Origin of the sequence: Sulfitobacter sp. AS92, from assembly GCF_038900015.1 — a bacterium.
Lineage (GTDB): Bacteria > Pseudomonadota > Alphaproteobacteria > Rhodobacterales > Rhodobacteraceae > Sulfitobacter.
In genome coordinates this window covers 49,204-70,735 of the sequence record NZ_JBBMQL010000006.1, presented here as the reverse complement: position 1 = coordinate 70,735, position 21,532 = coordinate 49,204, and the positions used below count along the sequence as shown (strand labels likewise).

At 60.4% G+C, this 21,532-nt stretch carries 24 protein-coding genes; 14 read left to right on the top strand and 10 right to left on the bottom strand.

The annotated features are described in order from the left end of the window. Positions 1-11 precede the first annotated feature (11 nt). The 3 genes from WNY61_RS12295 to fabD are packed head-to-tail and all read right to left on the bottom strand — an operon-like array spanning position 12 to position 1,931. A complete protein-coding gene (locus tag WNY61_RS12295; protein ID WP_342851716.1) occupies positions 12-581 on the bottom strand; it encodes a hypothetical protein in 570 nt (189 codons plus the stop codon). Beyond that, on the bottom strand, positions 578-982 hold the full coding sequence (locus WNY61_RS12290) for a hypothetical protein (RefSeq protein WP_342851715.1): 405 nt from the start codon (positions 980-982) through the stop codon (positions 578-580). The genes WNY61_RS12295 and WNY61_RS12290 overlap by 4 nt, the downstream gene beginning before the upstream one ends. 16 nt (positions 983-998) lie before the next feature. After that, positions 999-1,931, bottom strand: a complete 933-nt coding sequence (fabD, locus tag WNY61_RS12285; RefSeq protein WP_342851714.1) for an ACP S-malonyltransferase — start codon at positions 1,929-1,931, stop codon at positions 999-1,001. A gap of 239 nt (positions 1,932-2,170) precedes the next feature. Here fabD and rpsF point away from each other — a divergent pair, with 239 nt between their 5' ends. From rpsF to WNY61_RS12255, 6 genes are all read left to right on the top strand, one after another. Further along, a complete protein-coding gene (rpsF, locus tag WNY61_RS12280) occupies positions 2,171-2,524 on the top strand; it encodes a 30S ribosomal protein S6 (protein ID WP_007119975.1) in 354 nt (117 codons plus the stop codon). Between the two features lie 28 nt (positions 2,525-2,552). Next, positions 2,553-2,780, top strand: a complete 228-nt coding sequence (gene rpsR / locus WNY61_RS12275; RefSeq protein WP_005852865.1) for a 30S ribosomal protein S18 — start codon at positions 2,553-2,555, stop codon at positions 2,778-2,780. Between the two features lie 11 nt (positions 2,781-2,791). Further along, positions 2,792-3,418 carry a 50S ribosomal protein L9 gene (gene rplI, locus WNY61_RS12270; protein ID WP_342851713.1) on the top strand — a complete coding sequence of 209 codons (627 nt, stop codon included), beginning with the start codon at positions 2,792-2,794 and terminating at the stop codon, positions 3,416-3,418. 158 nt (positions 3,419-3,576) lie between these two features. Continuing rightward, positions 3,577-3,867 (top strand): hypothetical protein, encoded by a 291-nt coding sequence (locus tag WNY61_RS12265; RefSeq protein WP_007119977.1) that lies wholly within the window; start codon positions 3,577-3,579, stop codon positions 3,865-3,867. A gap of 126 nt (positions 3,868-3,993) precedes the next feature. Continuing rightward, the gene (locus tag WNY61_RS12260) at positions 3,994-4,479 is read left to right on the top strand and encodes a lytic transglycosylase domain-containing protein (protein WP_342851712.1); all 486 of its coding nucleotides are present in this window, start codon (positions 3,994-3,996) and stop codon (positions 4,477-4,479) included. A 73-nt stretch (positions 4,480-4,552) separates the two neighbouring features. Beyond that, positions 4,553-6,511: a bifunctional 2',3'-cyclic-nucleotide 2'-phosphodiesterase/3'-nucleotidase gene (locus WNY61_RS12255; protein ID WP_342851711.1), complete on the top strand. Its 1,959-nt coding sequence runs from the start codon at positions 4,553-4,555 to the stop codon at positions 6,509-6,511. Positions 6,512-6,861: 350 nt separating this feature from the next. Here the strand turns inward: WNY61_RS12255 and tig are convergent, their stop codons facing one another. From tig to WNY61_RS12240, 3 genes are all read right to left on the bottom strand, one after another. After that, positions 6,862-8,193, bottom strand: coding sequence for a trigger factor (gene tig, locus WNY61_RS12250; RefSeq protein WP_342851710.1), 1,332 nt, complete (start codon positions 8,191-8,193; stop codon positions 6,862-6,864). Between the two features lie 165 nt (positions 8,194-8,358). Continuing rightward, positions 8,359-9,282 carry a calcium/sodium antiporter gene (locus tag WNY61_RS12245; RefSeq protein ID WP_342851709.1) on the bottom strand — a complete coding sequence of 308 codons (924 nt, stop codon included), beginning with the start codon at positions 9,280-9,282 and terminating at the stop codon, positions 8,359-8,361. A gap of 126 nt (positions 9,283-9,408) precedes the next feature. Then, positions 9,409-9,693 (bottom strand): DUF2312 domain-containing protein, encoded by a 285-nt coding sequence (locus WNY61_RS12240; protein WP_007119982.1) that lies wholly within the window; start codon positions 9,691-9,693, stop codon positions 9,409-9,411. A 108-nt stretch (positions 9,694-9,801) separates the two neighbouring features. Here WNY61_RS12240 and WNY61_RS12235 point away from each other — a divergent pair, with 108 nt between their 5' ends. Together WNY61_RS12235 and WNY61_RS12230 are read left to right on the top strand one after the other, a co-directional pair. Continuing rightward, entirely contained in the window at positions 9,802-10,041 is a 240-nt protein-coding gene (locus WNY61_RS12235; protein WP_342851708.1) for a hypothetical protein, read from the top strand. 67 nt (positions 10,042-10,108) lie between these two features. Next, positions 10,109-10,531 carry a TIGR01244 family sulfur transferase gene (locus WNY61_RS12230; RefSeq protein WP_342851707.1) on the top strand — a complete coding sequence of 141 codons (423 nt, stop codon included), beginning with the start codon at positions 10,109-10,111 and terminating at the stop codon, positions 10,529-10,531. A 36-nt stretch (positions 10,532-10,567) separates the two neighbouring features. Here WNY61_RS12230 and WNY61_RS12225 read toward each other — a convergent pair whose 3' ends face one another. From WNY61_RS12225 to WNY61_RS12210, 4 genes are all read right to left on the bottom strand, one after another. After that, positions 10,568-13,267 (bottom strand): ATP-binding protein, encoded by a 2,700-nt coding sequence (locus WNY61_RS12225; protein ID WP_342851706.1) that lies wholly within the window; start codon positions 13,265-13,267, stop codon positions 10,568-10,570. Continuing rightward, entirely contained in the window at positions 13,267-13,569 is a 303-nt protein-coding gene (locus WNY61_RS12220; protein WP_342851705.1) for a hypothetical protein, read from the bottom strand. The genes WNY61_RS12225 and WNY61_RS12220 overlap by 1 nt, the downstream gene beginning before the upstream one ends. 6 nt (positions 13,570-13,575) lie before the next feature. Then, positions 13,576-13,944 carry a response regulator gene (locus tag WNY61_RS12215; RefSeq protein ID WP_342851704.1) on the bottom strand — a complete coding sequence of 123 codons (369 nt, stop codon included), beginning with the start codon at positions 13,942-13,944 and terminating at the stop codon, positions 13,576-13,578. 116 nt (positions 13,945-14,060) lie between these two features. Next, positions 14,061-15,353, bottom strand: coding sequence for a helix-turn-helix domain-containing protein (locus WNY61_RS12210; protein ID WP_342851703.1), 1,293 nt, complete (start codon positions 15,351-15,353; stop codon positions 14,061-14,063). 236 nt (positions 15,354-15,589) lie between these two features. On the opposite strand from WNY61_RS12210, the gene WNY61_RS12205 reads away from it, so the two are divergent. The 6 genes from WNY61_RS12205 (at position 15,590) to accB (ending at position 21,529) form a co-directional block, all read left to right on the top strand. Next, the gene (locus WNY61_RS12205) at positions 15,590-16,936 is read left to right on the top strand and encodes a substrate-binding protein (protein WP_342851702.1); all 1,347 of its coding nucleotides are present in this window, start codon (positions 15,590-15,592) and stop codon (positions 16,934-16,936) included. 93 nt (positions 16,937-17,029) lie between these two features. Beyond that, positions 17,030-18,058: a branched-chain amino acid ABC transporter permease gene (locus tag WNY61_RS12200; RefSeq protein ID WP_342851701.1), complete on the top strand. Its 1,029-nt coding sequence runs from the start codon at positions 17,030-17,032 to the stop codon at positions 18,056-18,058. Between the two features lie 3 nt (positions 18,059-18,061). Next, positions 18,062-19,267 (top strand): branched-chain amino acid ABC transporter permease, encoded by a 1,206-nt coding sequence (locus tag WNY61_RS12195; RefSeq protein WP_342851700.1) that lies wholly within the window; start codon positions 18,062-18,064, stop codon positions 19,265-19,267. Positions 19,268-19,276: 9 nt separating this feature from the next. After that, positions 19,277-20,041: an ABC transporter ATP-binding protein gene (locus WNY61_RS12190; RefSeq protein ID WP_007119992.1), complete on the top strand. Its 765-nt coding sequence runs from the start codon at positions 19,277-19,279 to the stop codon at positions 20,039-20,041. Between the two features lie 33 nt (positions 20,042-20,074). Continuing rightward, positions 20,075-20,827 (top strand): ABC transporter ATP-binding protein, encoded by a 753-nt coding sequence (locus tag WNY61_RS12185; protein ID WP_342851699.1) that lies wholly within the window; start codon positions 20,075-20,077, stop codon positions 20,825-20,827. A gap of 198 nt (positions 20,828-21,025) precedes the next feature. Further along, positions 21,026-21,529, top strand: a complete 504-nt coding sequence (gene accB, locus WNY61_RS12180) for an acetyl-CoA carboxylase biotin carboxyl carrier protein (RefSeq protein WP_007119994.1) — start codon at positions 21,026-21,028, stop codon at positions 21,527-21,529. Positions 21,530-21,532 lie beyond the last annotated feature (3 nt).

The window sequence follows — 21,532 nt, the reverse complement described above, 5'->3', positions numbered from 1 at the left end:
TATTCTATCAGTCAGGGCCGCGTCAGCAGCCCGTAGCGGCGAATTTCATCCGCTGTCATCCTGTGTATCCTGTCAGATGGCGCTGCCTGCAAGGTAAACCAGTAAAAGCCGTCATTGCCCAGCATCTCGGCCATATAGTGCCGTGTCATCTGATGCTTGGGCGATTGCCGGGAGTAGCTGCTGCCCTCGCGGTAACCATTGCGCCAGCTGTGCACGCGCAACGCTGCGCCCGGTGCCATACGCCGTTCGGCCCCGGCGATGAAAAGCTCAACACCCCCAGAATCAACCACACTGTTCGCCCGCAACTCTGTTGCAAGCCCCGCTGCGCGAATCTGCCGCCCCATCCGGTGCGTCGCCTTGGCATCAATGGAGCCGTCGATCTGCCCCAGAACCACCGTATCAATCCGCGGATTCTCGGCCAGATGGCGCGCGAAAGTGGCAGGTGTTCGGCTGGTGATCGTGCCGGACATCAACAGATACGGCCCCTGAACCTGCATCCGCGTGCCATCACTGGCATTCTCTAGGGTGCCACATGCCACGACCGAAAACAGCAGCGCAAAGGCAGCGATTAGCCGCCTCATGCTTCCGCTCCCAAAGGTGTCCGTTCACCTAGTATATAACGCAGCACGTCCACCACATCGAAAGCCAGCGAGACCAACAAAGTCACCAAAACCACGCGAATAATCCACCGCGCGGCAATCGGCATCGCGTCCTTGGCTTGCTTGCGAAACAGATAGACCGCCAGCGGCCCCCAGATCAGCAGATGCGGCAGGCCAAGCAATTTGACATAGCCCATCTGCCGGAACATCCCGTAGACCGCAGCGCCGGTCAGGATGCTCGCCAAAACGGCAATCACCCCGACCCTGCGGCTTTGCGGCCAGATCAGCAGCGCCAGCGGCAAGACGGCCACAGCAAAGACCAACCAGTTGAACCACCAGATCAGCCATTCCGGCAGAAGCGTTAAGGTTTCTTGCATCGTCATCTCGGCCCTCCGGAGCTTATGCCTCTTTTGCGGCTTTGACCTCATCCGGCGTGCCGACATTACGGGTCACGAGGGATTTATCGATCCGGCGGATCATGCCCGTCAGCGCTTTGCCCGCGCCGATCTCCCACACTTCGGTCACACCCTGCGCGGCCATCCACTCGACCGAAGAGCGCCAGCGCACGCGACCCGTCACCTGCTCAACCAGCAGATCGCTTATCTTCTGCGCGTCACTCACCGCTTCGGCGGTGACATTCGCCAACAGCGGCACGGCGGGAGCATTGAAAGTAACCTCGCCCAAAGCCTTCGCCATCTCTTCGGCCGCTGGCCCCATCAGCGGGCAATGGAAAGGCGCAGAGACCGGCAGCAACAACGCGCGCTTGGCGCCAGCGTCCTTAGCCATAGCCACAGCCCGCTCCACGGCGGCCTTATGGCCCGACAACACGTTCTGGCTCGGGTCGTTTTCATTGGCAACCTGACAAACTTCGCCGTCAGCAGCGGCTTTGGCCAGCTTTTCGGTCTCTTCAATCCCAAGCCCAAGGATCGCGGCCATCGCGCCCTCGCCCACGGGAACGGCGGCCTGCATGGCCTTGCCCCGAATGCGCAGCAACCGCGCGGTATCTGACAATGACAGTGATCCGGCAGCGCAAAGCGCGGAGTATTCGCCAAGACTATGGCCTGCCACATAGGCCGCTTTATCGACGGTAATTCCTTCCGCCTTCAACGCCGCCATCGCAGCCATCGACGTCGCCATCAGCGCCGGCTGTGCGTTCTGCGTCAGGGTTAGCGTCTCGATGTCGCCGTCCCAGATCAGCTCCGACAGCTTCTCGCCCAAAGCTGCATCGACCTCATCGAAGACGGCGCGTGCTTCTGGATAGGCGTCAGCCAGATCGCGGCCCATGCCGATGGTCTGGGCACCCTGGCCCGGGAAAACGAATGCAATGCTCATGGTTGCGGCCTCTCTTGCGCGAATTTTCCCCGATGTAACCCGCGCGGTCCAGCCGAACAAGCCTAAGGCCATTTCTTGCCTCCCGCGCGACTCCGCCCATGAAGGGTTGCCGTGCGCGAGAAACCGTGTATATCGGCCCTTCCTTGCAAAGCATATGAACCGCGCAGACTCTCGTGGTGGGGTCGCAAGGATTTTGCCCCGCCTATGAAATGCGCCTTGATATAAATATAGGAGTGCACATGCCGCTATATGAGCATGTTATGATTGCGCGTCAGGACTTGTCCAACACGCAAGCAGAAGGCCTCATCGAACACTTTGGCACCGTCCTCGCGGACAACGACGGCAAGCTCGTCGACAGCGAGTACTGGGGCGTCAAAACGATGGCCTACAAGATCAACAAAAACCGCAAGGGCCACTATGCCTTCCTGCGTTCGGACGCACCTGCGACCGCCGTGCAGGAAATGGAACGCCTGATGCGCCTGCATGACGACGTGATGCGTGTTCTGACCATCAAGGTCGATGAGCACAAAGAGCTTCCGTCCGTACAGATGCAAAAGCGTGACGAGCGGCCCGACCGCCGCGAACGCCGTTGATCAACGCTTGAACAAAAGGACTTAAATCATGGCTGCAAAACCATTTTTCCGTCGTCGTAAAGTGTGCCCTTTCTCGGGCGACAACGCACCTGCGATTGACTACAAGGACACACGTCTGCTGCAACGCTACATCTCTGAGCGTGGCAAGATCGTTCCTTCCCGTATCACCGCCGTATCGGCCAAGAAGCAACGCGAACTGGCCCGTGCCATCAAACGCGCTCGTTTCCTCGCCCTGCTGCCCTACGCCGTTAAGTAAGGAGAGAGCACATGCAAGTTATCCTTCTGGAACGTGTGGCCAAACTGGGCCAGATGGGCGAAGTCGTCGACGTGAAGTCGGGCTACGCTCGCAACTACCTTCTGCCCCAAGGCAAAGCGCTGTCGGCCTCCAAGGCCAACGTCGAAGCCTTCGAAGGTCAGAAAGCCCAGCTTGAGGCGCAAAACCTCGAGACCAAAAAAGAAGCCGAAGCCATGTCGGAAAAGCTGAACGGTCAGCAATTCGTCGTGATTCGCTCTGCTTCTGACGCTGGCGCGCTTTATGGCTCTGTCACCACACGTGACGCCGCCGAAGCTGCAACAGCCGAAGGTTTCTCGGTCGACCGCAAGCAGGTTGTTCTGGGCCAGCCCATCAAAGATCTGGGTGTCCACGAAGTTCAGGTTGTTCTGCACCCCGAAGTGACCGCCACAATCGAGCTGAACGTCGCACGTTCGCCCGAAGAGGCCGAGCTTCAGGCGGCGGGTAAATCGATTCAGGAACTGGCCGCCGAAGAGGAAGCCGCTGCTGAATTCGAGATTTCCGAACTGTTCGACGACATCGGCTCTGCCGCTGACGAAGACGGCGACTCGGACATTGTACGCACCCCTGAGGGCGACGCACAGGACGACAGCAACAGCTGATCCGTCAAGCGACCTAAAACCAAACGCCGCGCGGTTCTCCGCGTGGCGTTTTTTGTTGTGCGATGCAGAGGCACGGGCCCGGCCCCGCACAACGCGAAAGACCCTGCAAAATCAGCAAAAATATGCTATGATACCCCATGCAGTATGGAGGATGACACATGCGTTACATCACCATCACCACTTGGGAAAACGCCGATGGTGCGGATTATGACGTGACCCTGCGCACGATCAAAGAAAAGCGTCTGCCCGCGCTCAAGGGCTTCGGCGCCAGTCGCATCACGGTCGTGCGCACCTCTGAGCGGACCAGTGCTGTGATCACCGAATGGCCCGACAAGGCCACCCGCGACGCCGCCGAACTTAAAATTGACGAGGTGCGCCGCTTGGTTAAGCGCGAAGATCAAACCCGCATGACCGGTGAAATGAAAGGCGAAATCGCAGCCGACGTCTAAGCGTGGCGGAAAGCCGCGCTCTGCGCCCCAACCGCTGGGCAAGGGGCCGCGTATGTTTTGCCAACTGCTTGCCTGACGGACCCCTTGAGGCGATCTTCGCACCGACATAACAAGCCACGGTGCACCATGCCTCAGACCACACGCCGCATGTTTATTACTTTCATCGCCGCGACCGCTCTCACCGCCTGCAACGCAGCCCCGGTGGTGTCGCATGTGCCCCCCGAGCGCCCCGCTCTGCCGCTCCACCCGAACGAAACGCCCGACCTGAGGCGCAAGATCAACCACTGGGCCGATTTCTACGACCTGCCGCGCCCTCTGGTTCATCGTCTGGCAATCCGCGAAAGCACCCATAATCCCCGCGCCCGCAATGGCCCCTACTATGGGCTGATGCAAATCCTGCCTGCCACGGCCCGCTCGATGGGTTTTCAAGGCAACTCGTCCGATCTTTTGGATGCGGACACCAATCTGAAATATTCGCTCAAATACCTGCGCGGCGCTTGGCTGTTGTCGGATGGTGATCAAGGGACAGCGATCAAGTGGTACGCCCGCGGCTATTACTACGAAGCCAAAAAACGTGGCATGTTGGTGGAAACCGGCCTGCGGGACGGATGATACAACTTCTGGCTTGCAGCGATGCGCCGGATTGTCGCAGGTAGGGATAACTTACCTATAAGGAACACCGCGCATGACCCTCCGCCTTAACCGCCGCCACTTTCTAGCCGGTTCTGCCGGGCTGCTGGCCCTTCACCCCTTTTCGCTCCGGGCCGCGGCCAATCAAGCGCACCTGCGCCTGATGGAGACGACTGACCTGCATGTGCACGTCTTTCCTTACGACTATTACGCCGACAAAGAGGTCGACAGCGTTGGCCTTGCCCGCACCGCCAGCATCGTCAAATCGATCCGCGCAGAGGCGACAAACACGCTGATGCTCGACAACGGGGATTTCCTGCAAGGCAACCCGATGGGCGATTACATCGCCTATGAGCGCGGCATGAAAGAGGGTGACATGCACCCGGTGATCCAAGCGATGAACACGCTGGGGTTCGACGCCTCAACCTTGGGCAATCACGAGTTCAACTACGGGCTCGATTTCCTGATGAAGTCCCTCGCGGGTGCAAACTTCCCGGTGGTGAGCGCCAATGTCGTCAAGAAAGTCGGCGCCAAGCCCAGCGACGATGAAACGCTGGTGAAGCCCTATGTGCTGCTCGACCGCAAACTAACCGACGGCGCGGGTGAGCAACATGACATCAAGATCGGCATCATCGGTTTTGTCCCGCCGCAGATCATGAACTGGGACCGTCGCCATCTCGAAGGCAAGGTGCAGGCGCGCGACATCCTAGACGCTGCACGGTCCTGGGTGCCGCAGATGAAGGAAGCGGGCGCCGATATCATCATCGCGCTGTCGCACTCCGGCATTGGCGCGGCGAAAGAAGAAGACCTGATGGAGAACGCCTCCGTCCCGCTGGCCGCGGTTGAAGGGATCGACGCGATCATGACCGGCCACAGCCATCTCGTCTTCCCCTCAGGCAGCTATGCCGATTATCCCGGCGTAGATGTGAGCCAAGGCACGATCCACGGCAAGCCCGCCACCATGGGCGGCTTCTGGGGCAGTCACCTTGGCCTGATCGACCTTATGCTTGAACGTGATGGCGGCAGATGGCGCATTGCCAGCCACAGCGCCGAGGCGCGCGCCATTTCGCAACGCAACGAAGACCGCTCAGTCATGGCACTGGTAGAGAGCGATCCTGAAATCCTCGCCTCCGTTCAGCAAGACCATGACGAAACCCTCGCCTATGTGCGCCGCGCCGTGGGCAAGACCGACGCCAATCTGCACAGCTATTTCGCGCTGGTTGCCGATGATCCTTCGGTTCAGATCGTCTCAAACGCGCAGACGTGGTATATTGAGCAAATGCTCAAGGGGACCGCGCATGAGGGTCTGCCGATCCTGTCAGCCGCCGCGCCTTTCAAAGCTGGGGGCCGGGGCGGACCAGAGTATTATACCGACGTGCCCAAAGGCGATGTGGCGATCAAGAACGTTGCAGACCTCTACCTCTACCCCAACACCGCCCGCGCCGTGCGGGTGACCGGGGCGCAGGTGAAAGACTGGCTGGAGCGGTCAGCGGGCATGTTCAACCAGATTACTCCGGGCCAGCAGGACCAGCCCCTGCTCAGCGACAGTTTCCCCAGCTACAACTTCGACGTGATTGACGGGGTGAGCTATCAGATCGACCTTAGCCAGCCGTCTAGGTTTGGCACCAAGGGTGAGTTGATGAACGCGGAAGCCAACCGGATCGTCGACCTAAAGTTCGACGGCCAACCCATTGACCCCAAAGCCGAGTTCATCATCGCCACCAACAACTACCGCGCCGGCGGCGGCGGCGAATTCCCCGGCGCATCGGGTGATACCATTGTCTTTGAAGGTCCGGACACCAACCGTGATGTGATCGTGCGCTACATCGTCGAGAAAGGCACCATCAGCCCCCGCGCAGACGCCAACTGGCGCTTTGCGCCAATGGAAGGGACTAGCGTGCTGTTCGAAACCGGCCCGAAGGCTGCGGATTACGTGGATGAGGTGACAGGGGTCGAGATGGAACAGGTGGGCGATACCGAGGCTGGTTTCGCACAGTTCCGGATTACGCTTTAGACTTAAGAAAGGGGAGATCGGCCGCCCCCATGGCCGGTCTTCTAGCCTTCCAGCAGCTCCAGAACTACGGTAAGCGCTTTCCCTAAGCGGCGATCCAAGCGCGCATTAAGCAGCAGCTGGACCATGCGCAACCGCTGTCGGCGGAAAGGCACGCGATGCCGATGGCTTCCCTGATCAGGAAGGCCGCAACCTTTGCCATCCCTCCGATGCCGCTTACAATAACGGGGCTTGAAAGCACTCAGGTGTAGCACCAGCGCCCCCAGCAGTAGTTCACTAAAAGCATTGCCAAAAACGAAACAGGGGCAACGGTAAACCGTCGCCCCTGCCCCAATCGCGATTTCTGGAAAGACTTATTCGTCTTCCAGTTCCTCAACGGCTTTCTGAAGCTCGTCTTTGGAAATCTCTTTCTCGGTCACTTTGGCTTGCTCGACCACGTGGTCGACAACCTTATCTTCAAAGATCGGCGCACGCATCTGCTGCTGCATCTGCTGGTTCTGCTGAACGAATTCAAAGAACTGACGCTCTTGACCCGGGTACTGACGCGCCTGGTTCATGATCGCTTGGGTCATCTCGGCGTCGGTCACCTGAATTTCGGCCTTCTGACCCAGCTCAGCCAACAGCAGGCCCAAACGCACGCGGCGCTCCGCCAGTGTTTTGTGCTCGTCTGTCGGCTCGACCTCGGGGTGATCATGGCCCTGAACGTCAGGGTTTTCCTCGTGCCACAACTGATGCGCGATCTGCTTGGCTTCGGCGTCAACCAACGATGGCGGCAGGTCAAAGCTGACTTCTTTGTCCAGCGCGTCCAGCAGGTTGCGCTTCATCACAGCGCGCGAGGCACCGGCGTATTCCGCTTCCAGACGCTCAGCGATCTGACCCTTCAGCGCTTCGAGATCCTCGGCACCGAATTTCTTGGCCATCTCGTCGTTGACCTCAGCAGCAACAGGCTCTTTCACTTCTTTGACAGTGCAAGCGAATGTCGCTTCTTTACCGGCCAGATGCTCAGCCTGATACTCTTCGGGGAAGTTCACGACGACAGATTTCTCCTCGCCTTCCTTCACGCCGACCAGCTGCTCTTCGAAACCGGGGATGAAGGAGTTTGAGCCCAGCACCAGCGGGTAATCTTCGGCAGCGCCACCTTCGAATTCTTCCCCATCAACGGAGCCTTTGAAGTCGATCACAACCTGATCGCCGTCCTTGGCTTTCGAGCCTTTCTTGCGCGCTTTGAAGTCCTGCGCAGTTTCGGCAAGGCTTGCCAGCGCTTCGTCAACTGCGGCGTCGTCGGCCTTCACAACCATCTTTTCCAGCTCGATCTTGCTCAGATCAACCTCAGGAATTTCGGGCAGCTTTTCGTAAGCCATGGAAACTTCGACGTCGTCGCCTTCTTTCCAGTCTTCGTTGGTCATTTTGACATCAGGCTGCATCGCAGGGCGGTCGCCGGACGTCTCAAAATGCTCGGCCATGGCGCCATCGATGCTTTCCTGCATCGCTTCGCCCATGATTTTCTGACCGAACTGCTTTTTCAGCAGCGCCATAGGAACCTTGCCTTTGCGGAAGCCCTTCATTTCGACTTCGGGCTGCGCTTCGGTCAGCTTTTCGTTGACCTTAGCTTCGAGTTCGGCGGCAGTCACGGTGATGTTGTAACCGCGTTTCAGACCTTCGTTCAGCGTCTCGTTGACCTGCATGTGTGCTCCATAGGGTAAGGCCGCGCAGCCGGGGCGCGGGCGAAAATTTGTGCCCTTCTATGGGTGTTGAACCGCCTGCGCAAGGGGGTCCGCTGCCCATGAGGTGACATCCGCAGGAATTGGCTTCGCCCGCCTATGCACGCGCGAAAGAGCGGGCGGTGGGGGTTAGACCAAGAGCACGCCAATGTAGGCCGCATAGGCCAAGACAAAGACTGCACCCTGCCCGCGCGTCAGCCGCCCGCCGAACCAACCAAAGGCAATGAGCGCCAGTGTTGCGGCCAGCATCACCCAAATGTCCAACGTGGCGATCTGCGCCGCGACCCCAACCGGCTGAATGACCGCTGTAACGCCCAAAACGCCAAGGATGTTGAAGATGTTTGAGCCGACTACATTCCCCAATGCCACATCGCTTTGCCCGCGGCGCGCGGCGATGACAGAGGTGACCAATTCAGGCATTGACGTCCCGACGGCCACGATGGTCAGCCCAATTACGGCCTCGGAAAGCCCTACCGCCTGGGCCAACGCGACCGCCCCCGTGACCAGAAACCGTGCCGAAAGGATGGTCAGCACCAGCCCCCCCAGCAGCCAGAGCAGCGCCAGCCCCATGCGAACGGGCTCAGGCGCGCTTTCCGCCACCTCTTTCGCGGCGCGGCGGTCGGTTCGAAAGGTGAAAATTAAATACCCCACCAGCCCTGCGATACAGACGGCCCCGGCCAGACGGTCAACACTGCCCCAAAGCACGACCCCCAGACAAAGCAGCGTCGCGATCAGCATGACGGACCCGTCGCGCGCGAAACTGCGCCGCTCGATAGCAAGAGGCGTAATCAGCGCGGCAACACCGAGAATCAGCAGAATGTTGGCAATGTTGGAACCGACGATATTGCCAAGCGCAATGTCCGGCGCCCCAAGCATCGCGGCCTGAACCGAGGTGACAAGCTCAGGTGTAGAGGTGCCGAACCCCACGATGGTCAAGCCGATCACCAGCGGTGACAGCCCCACCCGTTGCGCCAGCGCCACTGCACCGCGCACCAGATACTCACCACCGAGCACGAGCCCCAGCAAACCGCCGAGGACAAACAAAATGTTCACGAGAAAATCTCACCGGCCTCAGGTCATCAGGCGTCGCGGAGACCGCGCAGACGCCTGATGCAAATGGGCACGGCCCGGGGGCGTTCAAGGCCGCGCGAAAAATTCATTTCCGCTGCGGCCCGGCGCTCACATGCCCAAGGCTTCTTTGTACATATCCAGCACCGCTTCTTCTTCGGCGATGTCGTCCTTATCGCGTTTGCGAAGGGCAATCACCTTACGCAGCACCTTGGTGTCGTAACCGCGCGATTTCGCTTCGGACATTACCTCTTTTTGCTGCTCGGCGAGGTCTTTCTTTTCGGCGTCCAAACGCTCGATCCGCTCCACGAACTGGCGCAGCTCATTGGCGGTCACACGGTAGGTGGCGTCGCCCTCGGATTCGACGACGGGGGGGTTGGTGCTGGTATCGCTCATGGAAAGTCCTCACGGAATGGCTGGCTCTGGCGGGTTTGACTACAGGCAGGATGCTGCGCCCGCAAGCGGGTCTTGCCCCCCTTGGCGGTTTGGCGTAGCTCTGCCGCCATGGAAAGCGCAAACACATCTATTTTCGATCTTATGGTCTGGGGCGGTGCAGGCTTGTCCCTTCTGGGATTGCTTGGTCTTGGCTGGTGCATCATCAAAGTGAGCCGTGCCAAACGCGCGCAGCTTGACGATGAGGCGATGCGCATTGTGTTGCGCAAAGTTGTGCCGTTGAACATGGGCGCGCTGTTTCTATCCGTCATCGGCCTAATGATGGTGATCCTCGGAATTTCGCTGGCCTGATCGGCAGGCTATGGCAGCATGTCTCAGCGGCGCTGGACAGGGCCGCTGCATCTGCTTAAATCAGCGCATGGATATTCGCCAAATCACCCCCCGCTATTTCGTCGCCCCGCAGATTGAGCCCGGTGACATGGAAAGCCTGCGCGCCCAAGGCATCACCCGCATCCTGTGCAACCGCCCCGACGCGGAAGTGCCGCCCAGCCACCAAGCCGCCGCCATGCGCGATGCGGCCGAGGCCGCAGGCATCGCCTTTGCCGAACAGCCGCTGACCCATCAGACCATGACCCCCGATGTCATCGCCAACAACCGCGCGCTTGGGGTTGAGACGGACGACACCGTGCTGGCCTATTGCGCCTCAGGCACCCGTTCGACCATCGCCTGGGCCTTGGGCCAAGCCGGTGAGATGGACAGCGACGCGATCATCGAAGCTGCGCGTCAGGGTGGCTATGACATTGAAAACATGCGCCCCATGCTAGGCCAAAGCTACAGCTAAGGGCTTTGCCGGCCTCTGAATGCGGAGGCCGGTCTCCTACTCCGGCGAAGACAACACCGCTGCGGGCAGTTGCACCCGGAAGGCCGTGCCAGGCACGCTGTTAAGAAAGCTGATCTCGCCCCCCAAACGGCTCATGATCTCGCGGCAGATGGCAAGGCCAAGCCCCGCGCCGTCTCCTTCCCCCGTGATCCGCGAGAATTTCTCGAAAATAAGCGCCTCTGAACCCGCGTCGATCCCGTGACCGTTGTCGACAAAATCTATCACCAGCCCTCTCGCGGTAACCTGCGGCGAGATCACCAGTTGCGGGGTCTCAGCAGCGCAGTATTTGCGGGCGTTTGTGACGAGGTTGATAAAGACCTGCACCAATCGGTCGAGGTCACTGGTCAGCATGATGTCTTCCGCCTCCGGGTCGCGCAGCACATCCAGCGGGCGCGCAGCTCCGGCCTGCGCCGTGGTCACCGCCAGATCAAGCAGATCCCGCAGATTTCCCTCCCGCTGATTCAGCGTCACCTGCCCATGCTCAAGCACCGACAGATCCAGCAGATCGTCCAAAAGCCGCGTCAGGCGGATCGTCTCGCTATGGATGATCGTGGCGTAGCGGTTCTTGTCCGCGTCCGACAAGCCCGGCGCATCGCGCAGGATCTCCGAAAACGACCGGATCGAAGTCATCGGCGTGCGCAGCTCATGGCTGATTTGGCTGAGGAAACTGTCCTTCTGTAGCGACAATTGCGTGAGTTTCTCATTCGCAGCCCGCAGTTGCGCCGCCGTTTCCGTCAACTCGCGCGACTTGACTTCAAGCTGGCTGGAATACTCCAACATCTGTGCGGATTCGTCGGCCACCGCCAAGAGATCCTGCACCGAAACAGACGCCCCGCCCACGATCTGCGCCACCATCGCATGGGCCGTGGCCGCCCCAACCGAGGCCGCCAATTCCCGCTCCAACGCCTGCACGAATCGCGGTGTGGGTTCCGGCAGGCGTTGACCCTGCCCTTGCCGCTCGGCCTCGCGCGCAAAGAACGCCTGCGCCTCCCGCGCGCCCAAGATCCGCTGCGCCATGATCATCAGGTCTTCGCTGCCCGCCACGGAAGCCGTCCACCCCCGCGCTGGCCCGGAATGGTCAAAGACATTTACAAATTGCGCACCCTGAAGCCGTTCCAACGGCGCGGGGAAACTGAAGAGCGAGACGACCACAAAAGCCAGTGTGTTCAGCGCAAGGCTCCAGACCACCGCATGAACCGTCGGATCGATCCCGGCGATGCCGAACAGCGCCTCGGGCCGCAGCCACGCCAGCCCCCAAAGCCCCCGCTCCAACGTCGCGCTCGACAGTGCCACGTCTGCGCCGAAACTGGGCAGCAGCATGGTAAAAACCCACAGCGCAAAGCCCGTGCCCAGCCCACAAAGCGCCCCTGCCCGCGTGGCACCGCGCCAAAGAACACCGCCCAGCATCGCGGGCAAAAACTGCGCCACCCCGCCGAAAGAGATCGTGCCAATCGCCGCCAGCGCCCCGCTGCCGCCCGAGGCGCGGTAGTAAAGATAGCCCAGCCCGACCACACAAAAGATCGACAGCCGCCGCGCAAGGATGACGATATTGCGCACGTCGCCCGATTGCGTCGCCCCGTCGCGCCGCAGCGCCAGCCAGATCGGCATGACGATATGGTTGCTGACCATGGTCGACAGCGCCAGCGTGGCGACGATCACCATCGAGGTGGCTGACGAAAACCCGCCCAAGAATGACAGCATCGCCAGCCCATTCTGGCCTTGGCTGAGCGGTAGGCTGAGGACAAATAGATCGGGGTTTGACCCTTCGGGCATCAGGTCCAGCCCCACCACCGCGATCGGCACGACAAAGAGGCTCATCAACATCAGGTAAAGCGGGAAAGCCCAACTGGCGATCTGCAACTGCCGTTCGTCGTCGTTTTCCACCACCATGACCTGAAACATGCGTGGCAGACACAAAAGCGCAGCCCCCGAAAGCACGGTCAGCGCGGCCCAGCGGCTGCCCTGCACCTCCCATTGGCCGATGTCCGACGCATCAATCTTCGCGAGCGTCTCGCTCAAGCCCCCGGCGAGCCCCCAGATGACGTAGATACCGACCGCCACCAGTGCCAGCAGCTTCACCACTGCCTCAACGGCGATGGCGATGACAACGCCGTGGTGCCGCTCGTTCACATTCAGGTTCCGCGTGCCGAAGAGGACGGTAAACAGCGTCAGGCCCGCCGCCACCCAAAGGGCAGCCTGCCCGCGGTTGATCACATCGCCCCCAGCCTCAGCCAGCGGCACATCGGGCGCGGCGAAAATCGACAGCGATAGGATTACCGATTGCAATTGCAGCGCGATATAGGGTGTTACGCCGATCACGGCCATGATCGTTACCACGATCGCCAACGTGTTGGATTTGCCGTAGCGCGACGAAATCAGGTCAGCGATTGAGGTCACGCGGTGGCTCCGCCCGATCCGCACCAGCCGTCGCAAGCCCCACCACCAGCCGATCATCACCAGCGACGGGCCGAGGTAGATCGTCACATACTCCAACCCTGAGCGCGCGGCGTATCCCACCGCGCCGTAAAAGGTCCAGGCCGTGCAATAGATCGACAGTGACAGCGTATAGATCAGCGGCGAGCGCAGCAGCCAGCCGCCCTGCCCGCGCAACGCCGCGCGTTCGGCGGCGAAGGCCACGATGAACAGTCCCGCGACATACATCAGACAGACCGCGACCAACTGGTTGAGCGACACCATCAGCGCTGCCCGTCCGCATTCTCGGCACCATCTCCCGACGCGACGTCCCGCGTGCGCCGCCAAAGCGCCCATGTCGCCAAGATCAGCAGCGCCCAAACCCCGAAAAGATAGCGCAGGGCCACGCTCATCGCGATGGCTGGCTCAGTGGTTTCCGGGGTGGCGTCAGGCAGGATCTCTGGCACCGGCCAGAGCAGCGGCACCATCCACAGCATCAGCCCCAAAAACGGCAGCAGCCGCACCGCGTCCATCATGCGCCGCTGGCGGTAGCCGCGCTTTTCCAGAAAGATCGGAGTCCGGGCCATGGCAGATTAACTGGCGATTAGGTCGCGCACCGCGTCCAGCATTTCAGAATTTGAAAATGGCTTTGTCATAAAGCGGCTGACCCCGGCCTTTTCGGCCATGGCGCGGTCCCGGCTTTGGCCGCGCGCAGTCAGCATCAAGACCGGCAGGTCGCCCATGGCCGGGTCGCCACGCAACTCATCGAGTATCTCAAAACCGCTCTTGCCCGGCAGCATTACGTCGAGCATCACCAGATCGGGTGCTGCCTTGCGGATCACATCCACGGCGCCCGATCCATTGGCCAGCGTCTCCACCCGCCAGCCCTCTTGGCTCAACAAAAAGCGGATGGCCTCGGCGATATTCACCTCGTCCTCCACCAGAACTACGAGTTTGCTCATCGGCAAAAAATCTCCCCCCTCGGTGTGCGGCCGCCCCGTCTTGTTGCGGGGTCACGCGCACCGGGGCGAGCATGCATCGGTTTGGCAGCCCTGTCAAAAACTGCCTTTCGGGTTTGTCAGATCCCGTCGCGCAGGATCGACGGTTCACGCCGAGCGCGGCAATGTTCAACGGGACAGATCCGGCAGGTCGCCCCCACAGGTTCAGCCGGTGCCGCGCCCGACGGAACCGGCATCAGCAGCATCACCGACTGGCTCAAGGGCGGCGTGTTATAGGCGGCGGCGGCTTGGACCTCGCAAGTCGCAATCGCTTCGAACTCCGCCTGCCCGCGCCCCATCTGCATCACACGGGATTTCATCACCAGCCCCGGCTGGCCCAACACCGCAAAGAGAGGCCAAAGCGGGCAGCAAGCGCCAAAGCGCGGCACGGTGAAACCATCAATCGACTTGGCAAAGGTCACGCTGCCCGACCGATCACAGACCACCAGACCCGCGCCCAAATCGGGCAGAGACGCCAAGCGCCGCAGCACCCGGCCCATGGGCTGGTCAAGCGCCCGCGCCAGTTCAGCCGGGTCATGGCCCCGCTCTGCGACTGCTCTTTCCAACCGATCCAGCGACAAAGCAGCCGCATCCCGCGCGATTTGTCGCAGCACGCCCGCGGCGATATGCTGCGCGGCTTTGGTTTTCAGCGTTTCCGCCCCGGACACCAGCCCAGCGATGGCATCCTCTGGCGCGCGGGCTTGCTCAAGCGGATCAAAGCGATACTCCTGCGCGGTAAGAAACGCCTCAACCTCCGCCTGCGGAGAATGGACCACCTCACGGGTCTCGGCGGCACTGTCGAAATAAGTCACAAGTGCCTGCGCGCTGTCAGACAAACGGCGGCTGTCTTCGTGGATGTTGGCGTGAAAGCGATCGCGCCACTCGGGCTGCAGACTGTCCGTCTCTGCCAGAATCGCAGCGGTCGAGCGGATCGCCGCAGCGGTGCTGAGTAGCTCATGCATAGAGGTAGCAAGCTGCGGGTCATGGGCCAGCCGGTCAGAAAGCGCCTCAACCGTCTGCTCTAGACCATCGATGCGCCGCTGGCTCGAAGCGAGCACCTTGGCCCAGCCGGGGAAACGCCCGGCAAATTCATCGGCGCGGTCGCTTTCTGGTCCCGCCAGCCCTGCATCCTCCGCAGCCTCTCGCAGCGCAGCAATCAGCGCAGCTTCGGCCCCTTCGGTCAGCGCCTGCGGTTCCACCGCCAGCGCCTGCGCGATGTTAAGCAACAACTTACCGCCGATTCTGCGGCGATTGTGCTCGATCAGATTGAGATAACTGGCCGAGATACCGATCTGCTGGGCCAGTTCGGCTTGCTTTAGCCCCGCCATCACCCGCCGCTCACGAATGCGGCTGCCAGTCAGCCCCTCACGCATGAGGCGACCTTAGGCGGTTTTTCGCCCGTTGTTTCAAGGCCTTTCTGCAGCGCAACATCATGTTATTTACAAACCTCGCAGGACTATTGCGAATATATTTACAAAAATATCGTTTTGATCAAGCATGTTATTGATCGGTTTTCAGTTTCCGCGCCATAGTTTCTTTGCATTCTTGCGCGTCGTGGCATCGGGGGGAGGTTCCGCTGCCACGGCTCATAAAAACATGGGAGGACTTCATGTCGTTTACGAAACTGACACGCCGCGGGCTGATTCAGACCGGCGCGGTTGCTGGTGCAGGGTTGGCGCTGCCGACCTATCTGCGCGCCGAAACGCACTCAGGCTTTACCAACGCCCCCACGGGCAGCACCGTCACGCTGGGCTTCAACGTGCCACAAACCGGCCCCTATGCCGAAGAGGGTCTGGACGAGCTGCGTGCACAGGAACTTGCGGTCGAGCACCTCAATGGCGAGGGCGACGGCGGCATGATGAGCACCTTCAGCTCCAAGGCGCTGAAAGGGAACGGCATTCTGGGCAAGAAGGTCGAATATGTCACCGGCGATACCCAGACAAAATCCGACGCCGCCCGCGCATCCGCCAAGGCGATGATCGAGAAAGACGGCGCGATCATGATCAACGGCGGCTCGTCTTCGGGCGTGGCTGTGGCTGTTCAAGGTCTGTGCCAAGAGGCGGGCGTGATCTTCATGGCCGGTCTGACCCACTCCAACGACACGACCGGGAAAGACAAGAAAGCCAACGGTTTCCGCCACTTCTTTAACGGTTACATGTCTGCCGCCGCCCTCGCCCCGGTGCTTAAAAACGCCTATGGCGAAGACCGCCGCGCCTACCACCTGACGGCGGATTACACATGGGGTTGGACCCAGCAGGAATCCATCGCCGCCGCGACCGAGGCGATGGGCTGGGAAACCGTCAACAACGTGCTGACGCCGCTCGCCTCGACCGACTTTAGCTCCTACATCGCGCCGGTTCTGAACTCCGGTGCTGACGTGCTGGTGCTGAACCACTACGGCGGGAACATGGTGAACTCGCTGACCAACGCGGTGCAGTTCGGCCTGCTGGACAAGGAAGTGAACGGCAAGAAGTTCGAGATCGTCGTGCCGCTTTATTCCGAGCTCATGGCCGCCGGTGCCGGTGCCAACGTGCAAGGCGTTATCGGTTCGATGAACTGGAACTGGCAGCTGCAGGATGAAGGCTCCAAAGCCTTCGTGAAATCCTTTGGCGAGAAGTACGGCCGTCCGCCCTCCAACTCCGCGCACACCTGCTATGTGCAGACGCTGCTCTATGCGGATGCGGTCGAACGTGCGGGCACCTTCAACCCCTGCGGTGTCGTCGAAGCGCTCGAAGACTTTGAGTTCGACGGTCTGGGCAATGGTCCGGTGCTGTATCGCGGCGACGACCACCAGTGTTTCAAAGACGTGTTGGTAATGAAGGGTAAGGAAAACCCGACCAACGAGTTTGATACGCTGGAAATCGTCGAAGTCACGCCACGTGCGCAGGTCGAATATGCCCCCGACCACCCGATGTTCGCCGGTGGTGAGCTGGGCGAGTGCAACCCGGGCGCTTGATCTCCTAAGCCTCGCGGGCGCGCCGACCTGGCGCGCCCCTTTCACCACATGAGGCCCGCCCTCATGTGAACGCATCCCTAACAGGTGGGGTCCATGGACGCTGTTCTTCTGCAAATACTCAACGGGCTCGACAAGGGCTCGGCCTATGCGCTGATTGCGCTTGGGCTCACATTGATCTTTGGTACGCTTGGCGTGGTCAACTTCGCCCATGGGGCGCTGTTTATGATCGGGGCGTTCTGCTCGGTCACGCTGCAACGCCTGCTCACGTTGAGTGTTGAGACGGTCAGCGAGACCCAGAAGGATTTTCTGGGCAACCCGCTCAAGGTCAAAACCCCCTATGTCGAGAATTGGTTTGGCACGGAGACGGGACAGGCCATAATCGATTGGTCGGTGCCGCTGGCGATCCTCTTTGCGATCCCGGTGATGCTGCTGATCGGCTTCATCATGGAACGCGGGCTAATCAAGCACTTCTATAAACGCCCCCATGCAGATCAGATCCTTGTGACCTTCGGCCTCGCCATCGTGCTGCAGGAAGTGGTCAAGTATTTCTACGGCGCCAACCCGATCCCCACGCCTGCGCCTGAAGTCTTCAAAGGCAGCTTTGACTTTGCGCCGCTCTTCGGCTTGGACACCTCGCTGGCCTACCCCTACTGGCGTCTGGTCTATTTCGGCTTCTCCACAGTCATCATCGCTGCGGTCTTTGCCTTCTTGCAATTCACCACCTTCGGGATGGTCGTGCGCGCCGGTATGGCGGACCGTGAGACCGTGGGCCTTCTGGGCATCGACATCGACCGCCGCTTTACCATCATGTTCGGCATCGCTGCTGCCGTGGCGGGGCTTGCGGGCGTGATGTATGCGCCGATTAACTCACCGAATTATCACATGGGCATGGACTTTCTGGTGCTGAGCTTCGTTGTCGTCGTGGTTGGCGGCATGGGCTCCCTGCCCGGCGCGGTGCTGGCGGGGTTCCTTTTGGGCATCCTCGAAAGCCTCGCCTCCATGAATGAAATCAAGAACATCATCTACGGTATCGACCAGATCATCATCTACGTCGTTGCCATCGTGATCCTGCTGGTCCGCCCGCGTGGTTTGATGGGTCGCCGCGGCGTGATGGAGGAATAAGCCATGTTCGGACTGGAAAAACGCGATACGCTTCTCTTGGGGGTCGTAATCGTTCTCACGCTCTTCGCCCCCTTCATCCTCAACCCCTTCCCCGCAAACTCGGCAATGGCGCAATTCAACGCGGGCTATCCCGATCTGATGCAGCGTTTTGTGATCTTCGGCATCTTTGCTATCGGGTTCAACATACTCTTCGGGTTGACTGGCTACCTCTCCTTTGGTCATGCGGCCTTTCTGGGGGTCGGTTCTTACTCTGCCGTCTGGATGTTCAAACTACTGAGCTACAACGTCGTGCCCGCCTTGGTGCTGGCCGTGATCATGGCGGGGCTGTTTTCGGCGCTCATTGGCTTTATCAGCCTGCGGCGCTCGGGCATCTACTTCTCGATCCTGACGCTGGCCTTTGCGCAGATGTCGTTTAACCTTGCCTATTCAGTGCTGACACCCATCACCAATGGTGAGACGGGTTTGCAGATCTACACTTCTGACCCGCAGTACCTTCAAGCCGCAGATGCTCCCGCCTTCCCCAATCTCTTTGGTGCGGCGATGAACTCTTCGACGACGCTGTTCTTCGGCGGTTGGACTTTTACCTTTTCCGTTGGCTACTACTTCTGCGCGATCTTCCTGATCCTCGCCTTCTATCTGGCGATCCGCATCTTCCGCTCGCCCTTCGGCATGATGCTGCGTGCGGTGAAGTCGAACCAGCAGCGGATGAACTACACGGGCCTGAACACTCGGCCCTACACGCTGGCGGCTTTTGTGATCTCTGGCATGTATGCTGGCCTGGCCGGTGGCCTGCTGGCCGCGATGGACCCGCTGGCGGGGGCCGAGCGGATGCAGTGGACCGCTTCAGGCGAGGTTGTTCTAATGACGATCCTCGGCGGCGCAGGCACCCTAATCGGGCCGGTGTTGGGCGCGGGGTTCATCAAGTACTTTGAAAACATCTTTGCCAAGATCAACGACAACGTGCTGCACGGCTGGTTTGCCTTCATGCCCGACGGGCTCGAAAACGCGATGGTCGCGATCATTCACCCTTTCGTTGGCAAAGGCTGGCACCTCACGCTGGGCCTCTTATTCATGCTGGTCGTCATCTTCCTTCCCGGTGGGCTGGTCGAAGGCGGGCAACGTCTGGGCCGCGTCTTCCGTCGCAAGGACAAAAACGCGGGCTCGGTCGAGGCCGATGCCGCCCAACAACGCAACGAAGCTGCTGAATAGGAGAGACAGATGGCCATTCTCGAAGTCAAAAATGTCGGCAAGCGCTTTGGCGGGTTGCAGGCGCTGAGCGATGTAAACCTGAGCGTGGCGGAGAACTCCGTCCATGCGATCATCGGCCCCAACGGGGCGGGCAAATCCACCCTGCTCAACTGTCTGGTGGGAAAGCTGATCCCGGATACCGGATCGGTCATGTTCGACGGGCAATCAGTGCTGGGGCGCAAGCCCTATGAGATCAATCAGATGGGCATCTCCCGCGTCTTCCAAACACCTGAAATCTTTGGTGATCTTACGGTGATGGAGAACATGCTGATCCCCTGCCTTGCCAAACGCGACGGGGCATTCCAGCTCAACGGCTGGTCCCGCGTCGTGGGCCAGCGCGACATGATCGACAAGGCCGAAGAGATGCTGCGCGACATGAACATGATCGACAAACGCCACATGCATGCGGCCTCTATGTCACGCGGCGATAAACGGCGGCTTGAGATCGCCATGTGCCTCGCCCAAGACCCACGTTTGCTGCTGCTGGATGAACCCACCGCCGGGATGGCGCGGGCCGATACCAACAACACCATCGACCTGCTGAAACAGATCAAGGACGAGCGCGACATCACCATCGCCATCATTGAACATGACATGCATGTGGTCTTTTCGCTCGCCGAACGCATCACCGTGCTGGCCCAAGGCACGCCGCTGGTCGAAGACACGCCAGACCGGATCAAAGGCCATCCCAAGGTGCGCGAAGCCTATCTGGGCGAGAGCCAAGACGCCGCCTGATCTATCCTGTTGCCGAACCCCAAGGACACCCCGATGAGCACCGACACGCTAAACAAAAACGCCAACCACGCCCAAACCGCCCCGGCCTTCCTCTCGGTCTGGGACATTCACGCCTATTACGGCGAGAGCTATATTGTGCAGGGGGTGAGCTTTAACGTCCATGAAGGCGAAATCCTCGCCCTGCTGGGCCGCAATGGCGCGGGCAAGACCTCGACCCTGCGCGCCATTGCGCGGATCAGTGACCCAGAGTTGAAACGCGGCGAGATTTGGCTCGACCATCAACCACTGCACAACATGGCCAGCCATCAGGCATCGGCGGCGGGGCTGGCGCTGGTGCCAGAAGATCGGCGCATCATCGCGGGGCTCACGGTCGAAGAGAATCTGAAGCTCGCCCAAATCGCCCCGCCCATCGGCTGGTCGCTAGACCGGCTTTATGACCTCTTCCCCCGCTTGGGCGAGCGTAAGAACCAAGAGGGCACCACCCTTTCGGGCGGCGAACAACAGATGCTGGCAATTGCGCGGGCCTTGGCGCGGGACATCAAGGTGCTGCTTTTGGATGAACCCTACGAAGGGCTGGCCCCTGTGATCGTCGATGAGATCGAGAAAACACTGGCGCTGATTAAGTCTCAAGGCATTACCACCATTCTGGTCGAGCAAAACGCCGTGCGCGCGCTGAAATTGGCCGACCGTGCGGTGATCCTCGATACCGGCGGCATCGTTTTTGACGGCACGGCTGCAGAAGTCCTTGATAACGCAGAATTGCGCGCGGAATACCTCGCGATCTGAACACTTCGCCACCACAGCCCGGCGCGGTTCCAAGCTGATACCGCTTTATCTCCCGCCGGGCCGCATCTGCGCGTCAAAAAACCGATCCTACCCCCTAGACAACAGTTGGCTTTTCATGGCTTTGCCCATGCCCTATAAGCGAGCACAATCAATCGCGCAGCGACGGGCTGTCGGCCTGTCGAAATCTTCGAGGATCCAATGACAAAAAACACCCATGACAGTGACGTGGCCTTCATCAAGGCCCTCGCCGAGCTGCTGAACGAAAACGACCTGACCGAGCTTCAGGTAAAACGCGACTACGCCGAGGACGACAGCCTGAACGTGCGCGTAAGCCGCAAGCCGCCCCAGCAGATCATGGCCGCCCCGCAGCAGCAGTATCAGGCCGCCCCTGCCGCAGCCCCCGCGGCGGCCCCGGCCGGCGCGACTGCGAGCGCCCCAGCGGCTGCCGATTCCGATCCAGCGGATCATCCCGGCGCGGTAACTTCGCCGATGGTCGGCACGGTATATCTCCAAGGTGAGCCCGGCGCGCCTGCCTTCATCTCGGTCGGTGCTTCGGTCTCCGAAGGCGACACGCTGCTGATCGTCGAAGCCATGAAGACGATGAACCACATTCCCGCCCCCCGCGCTGGCACCGTCAAACGCATCCTTGTCGGCGACGGCGATGCCGTTGAATTCGGCGCCCCGCTGGTGATCTTGGAATAAGGG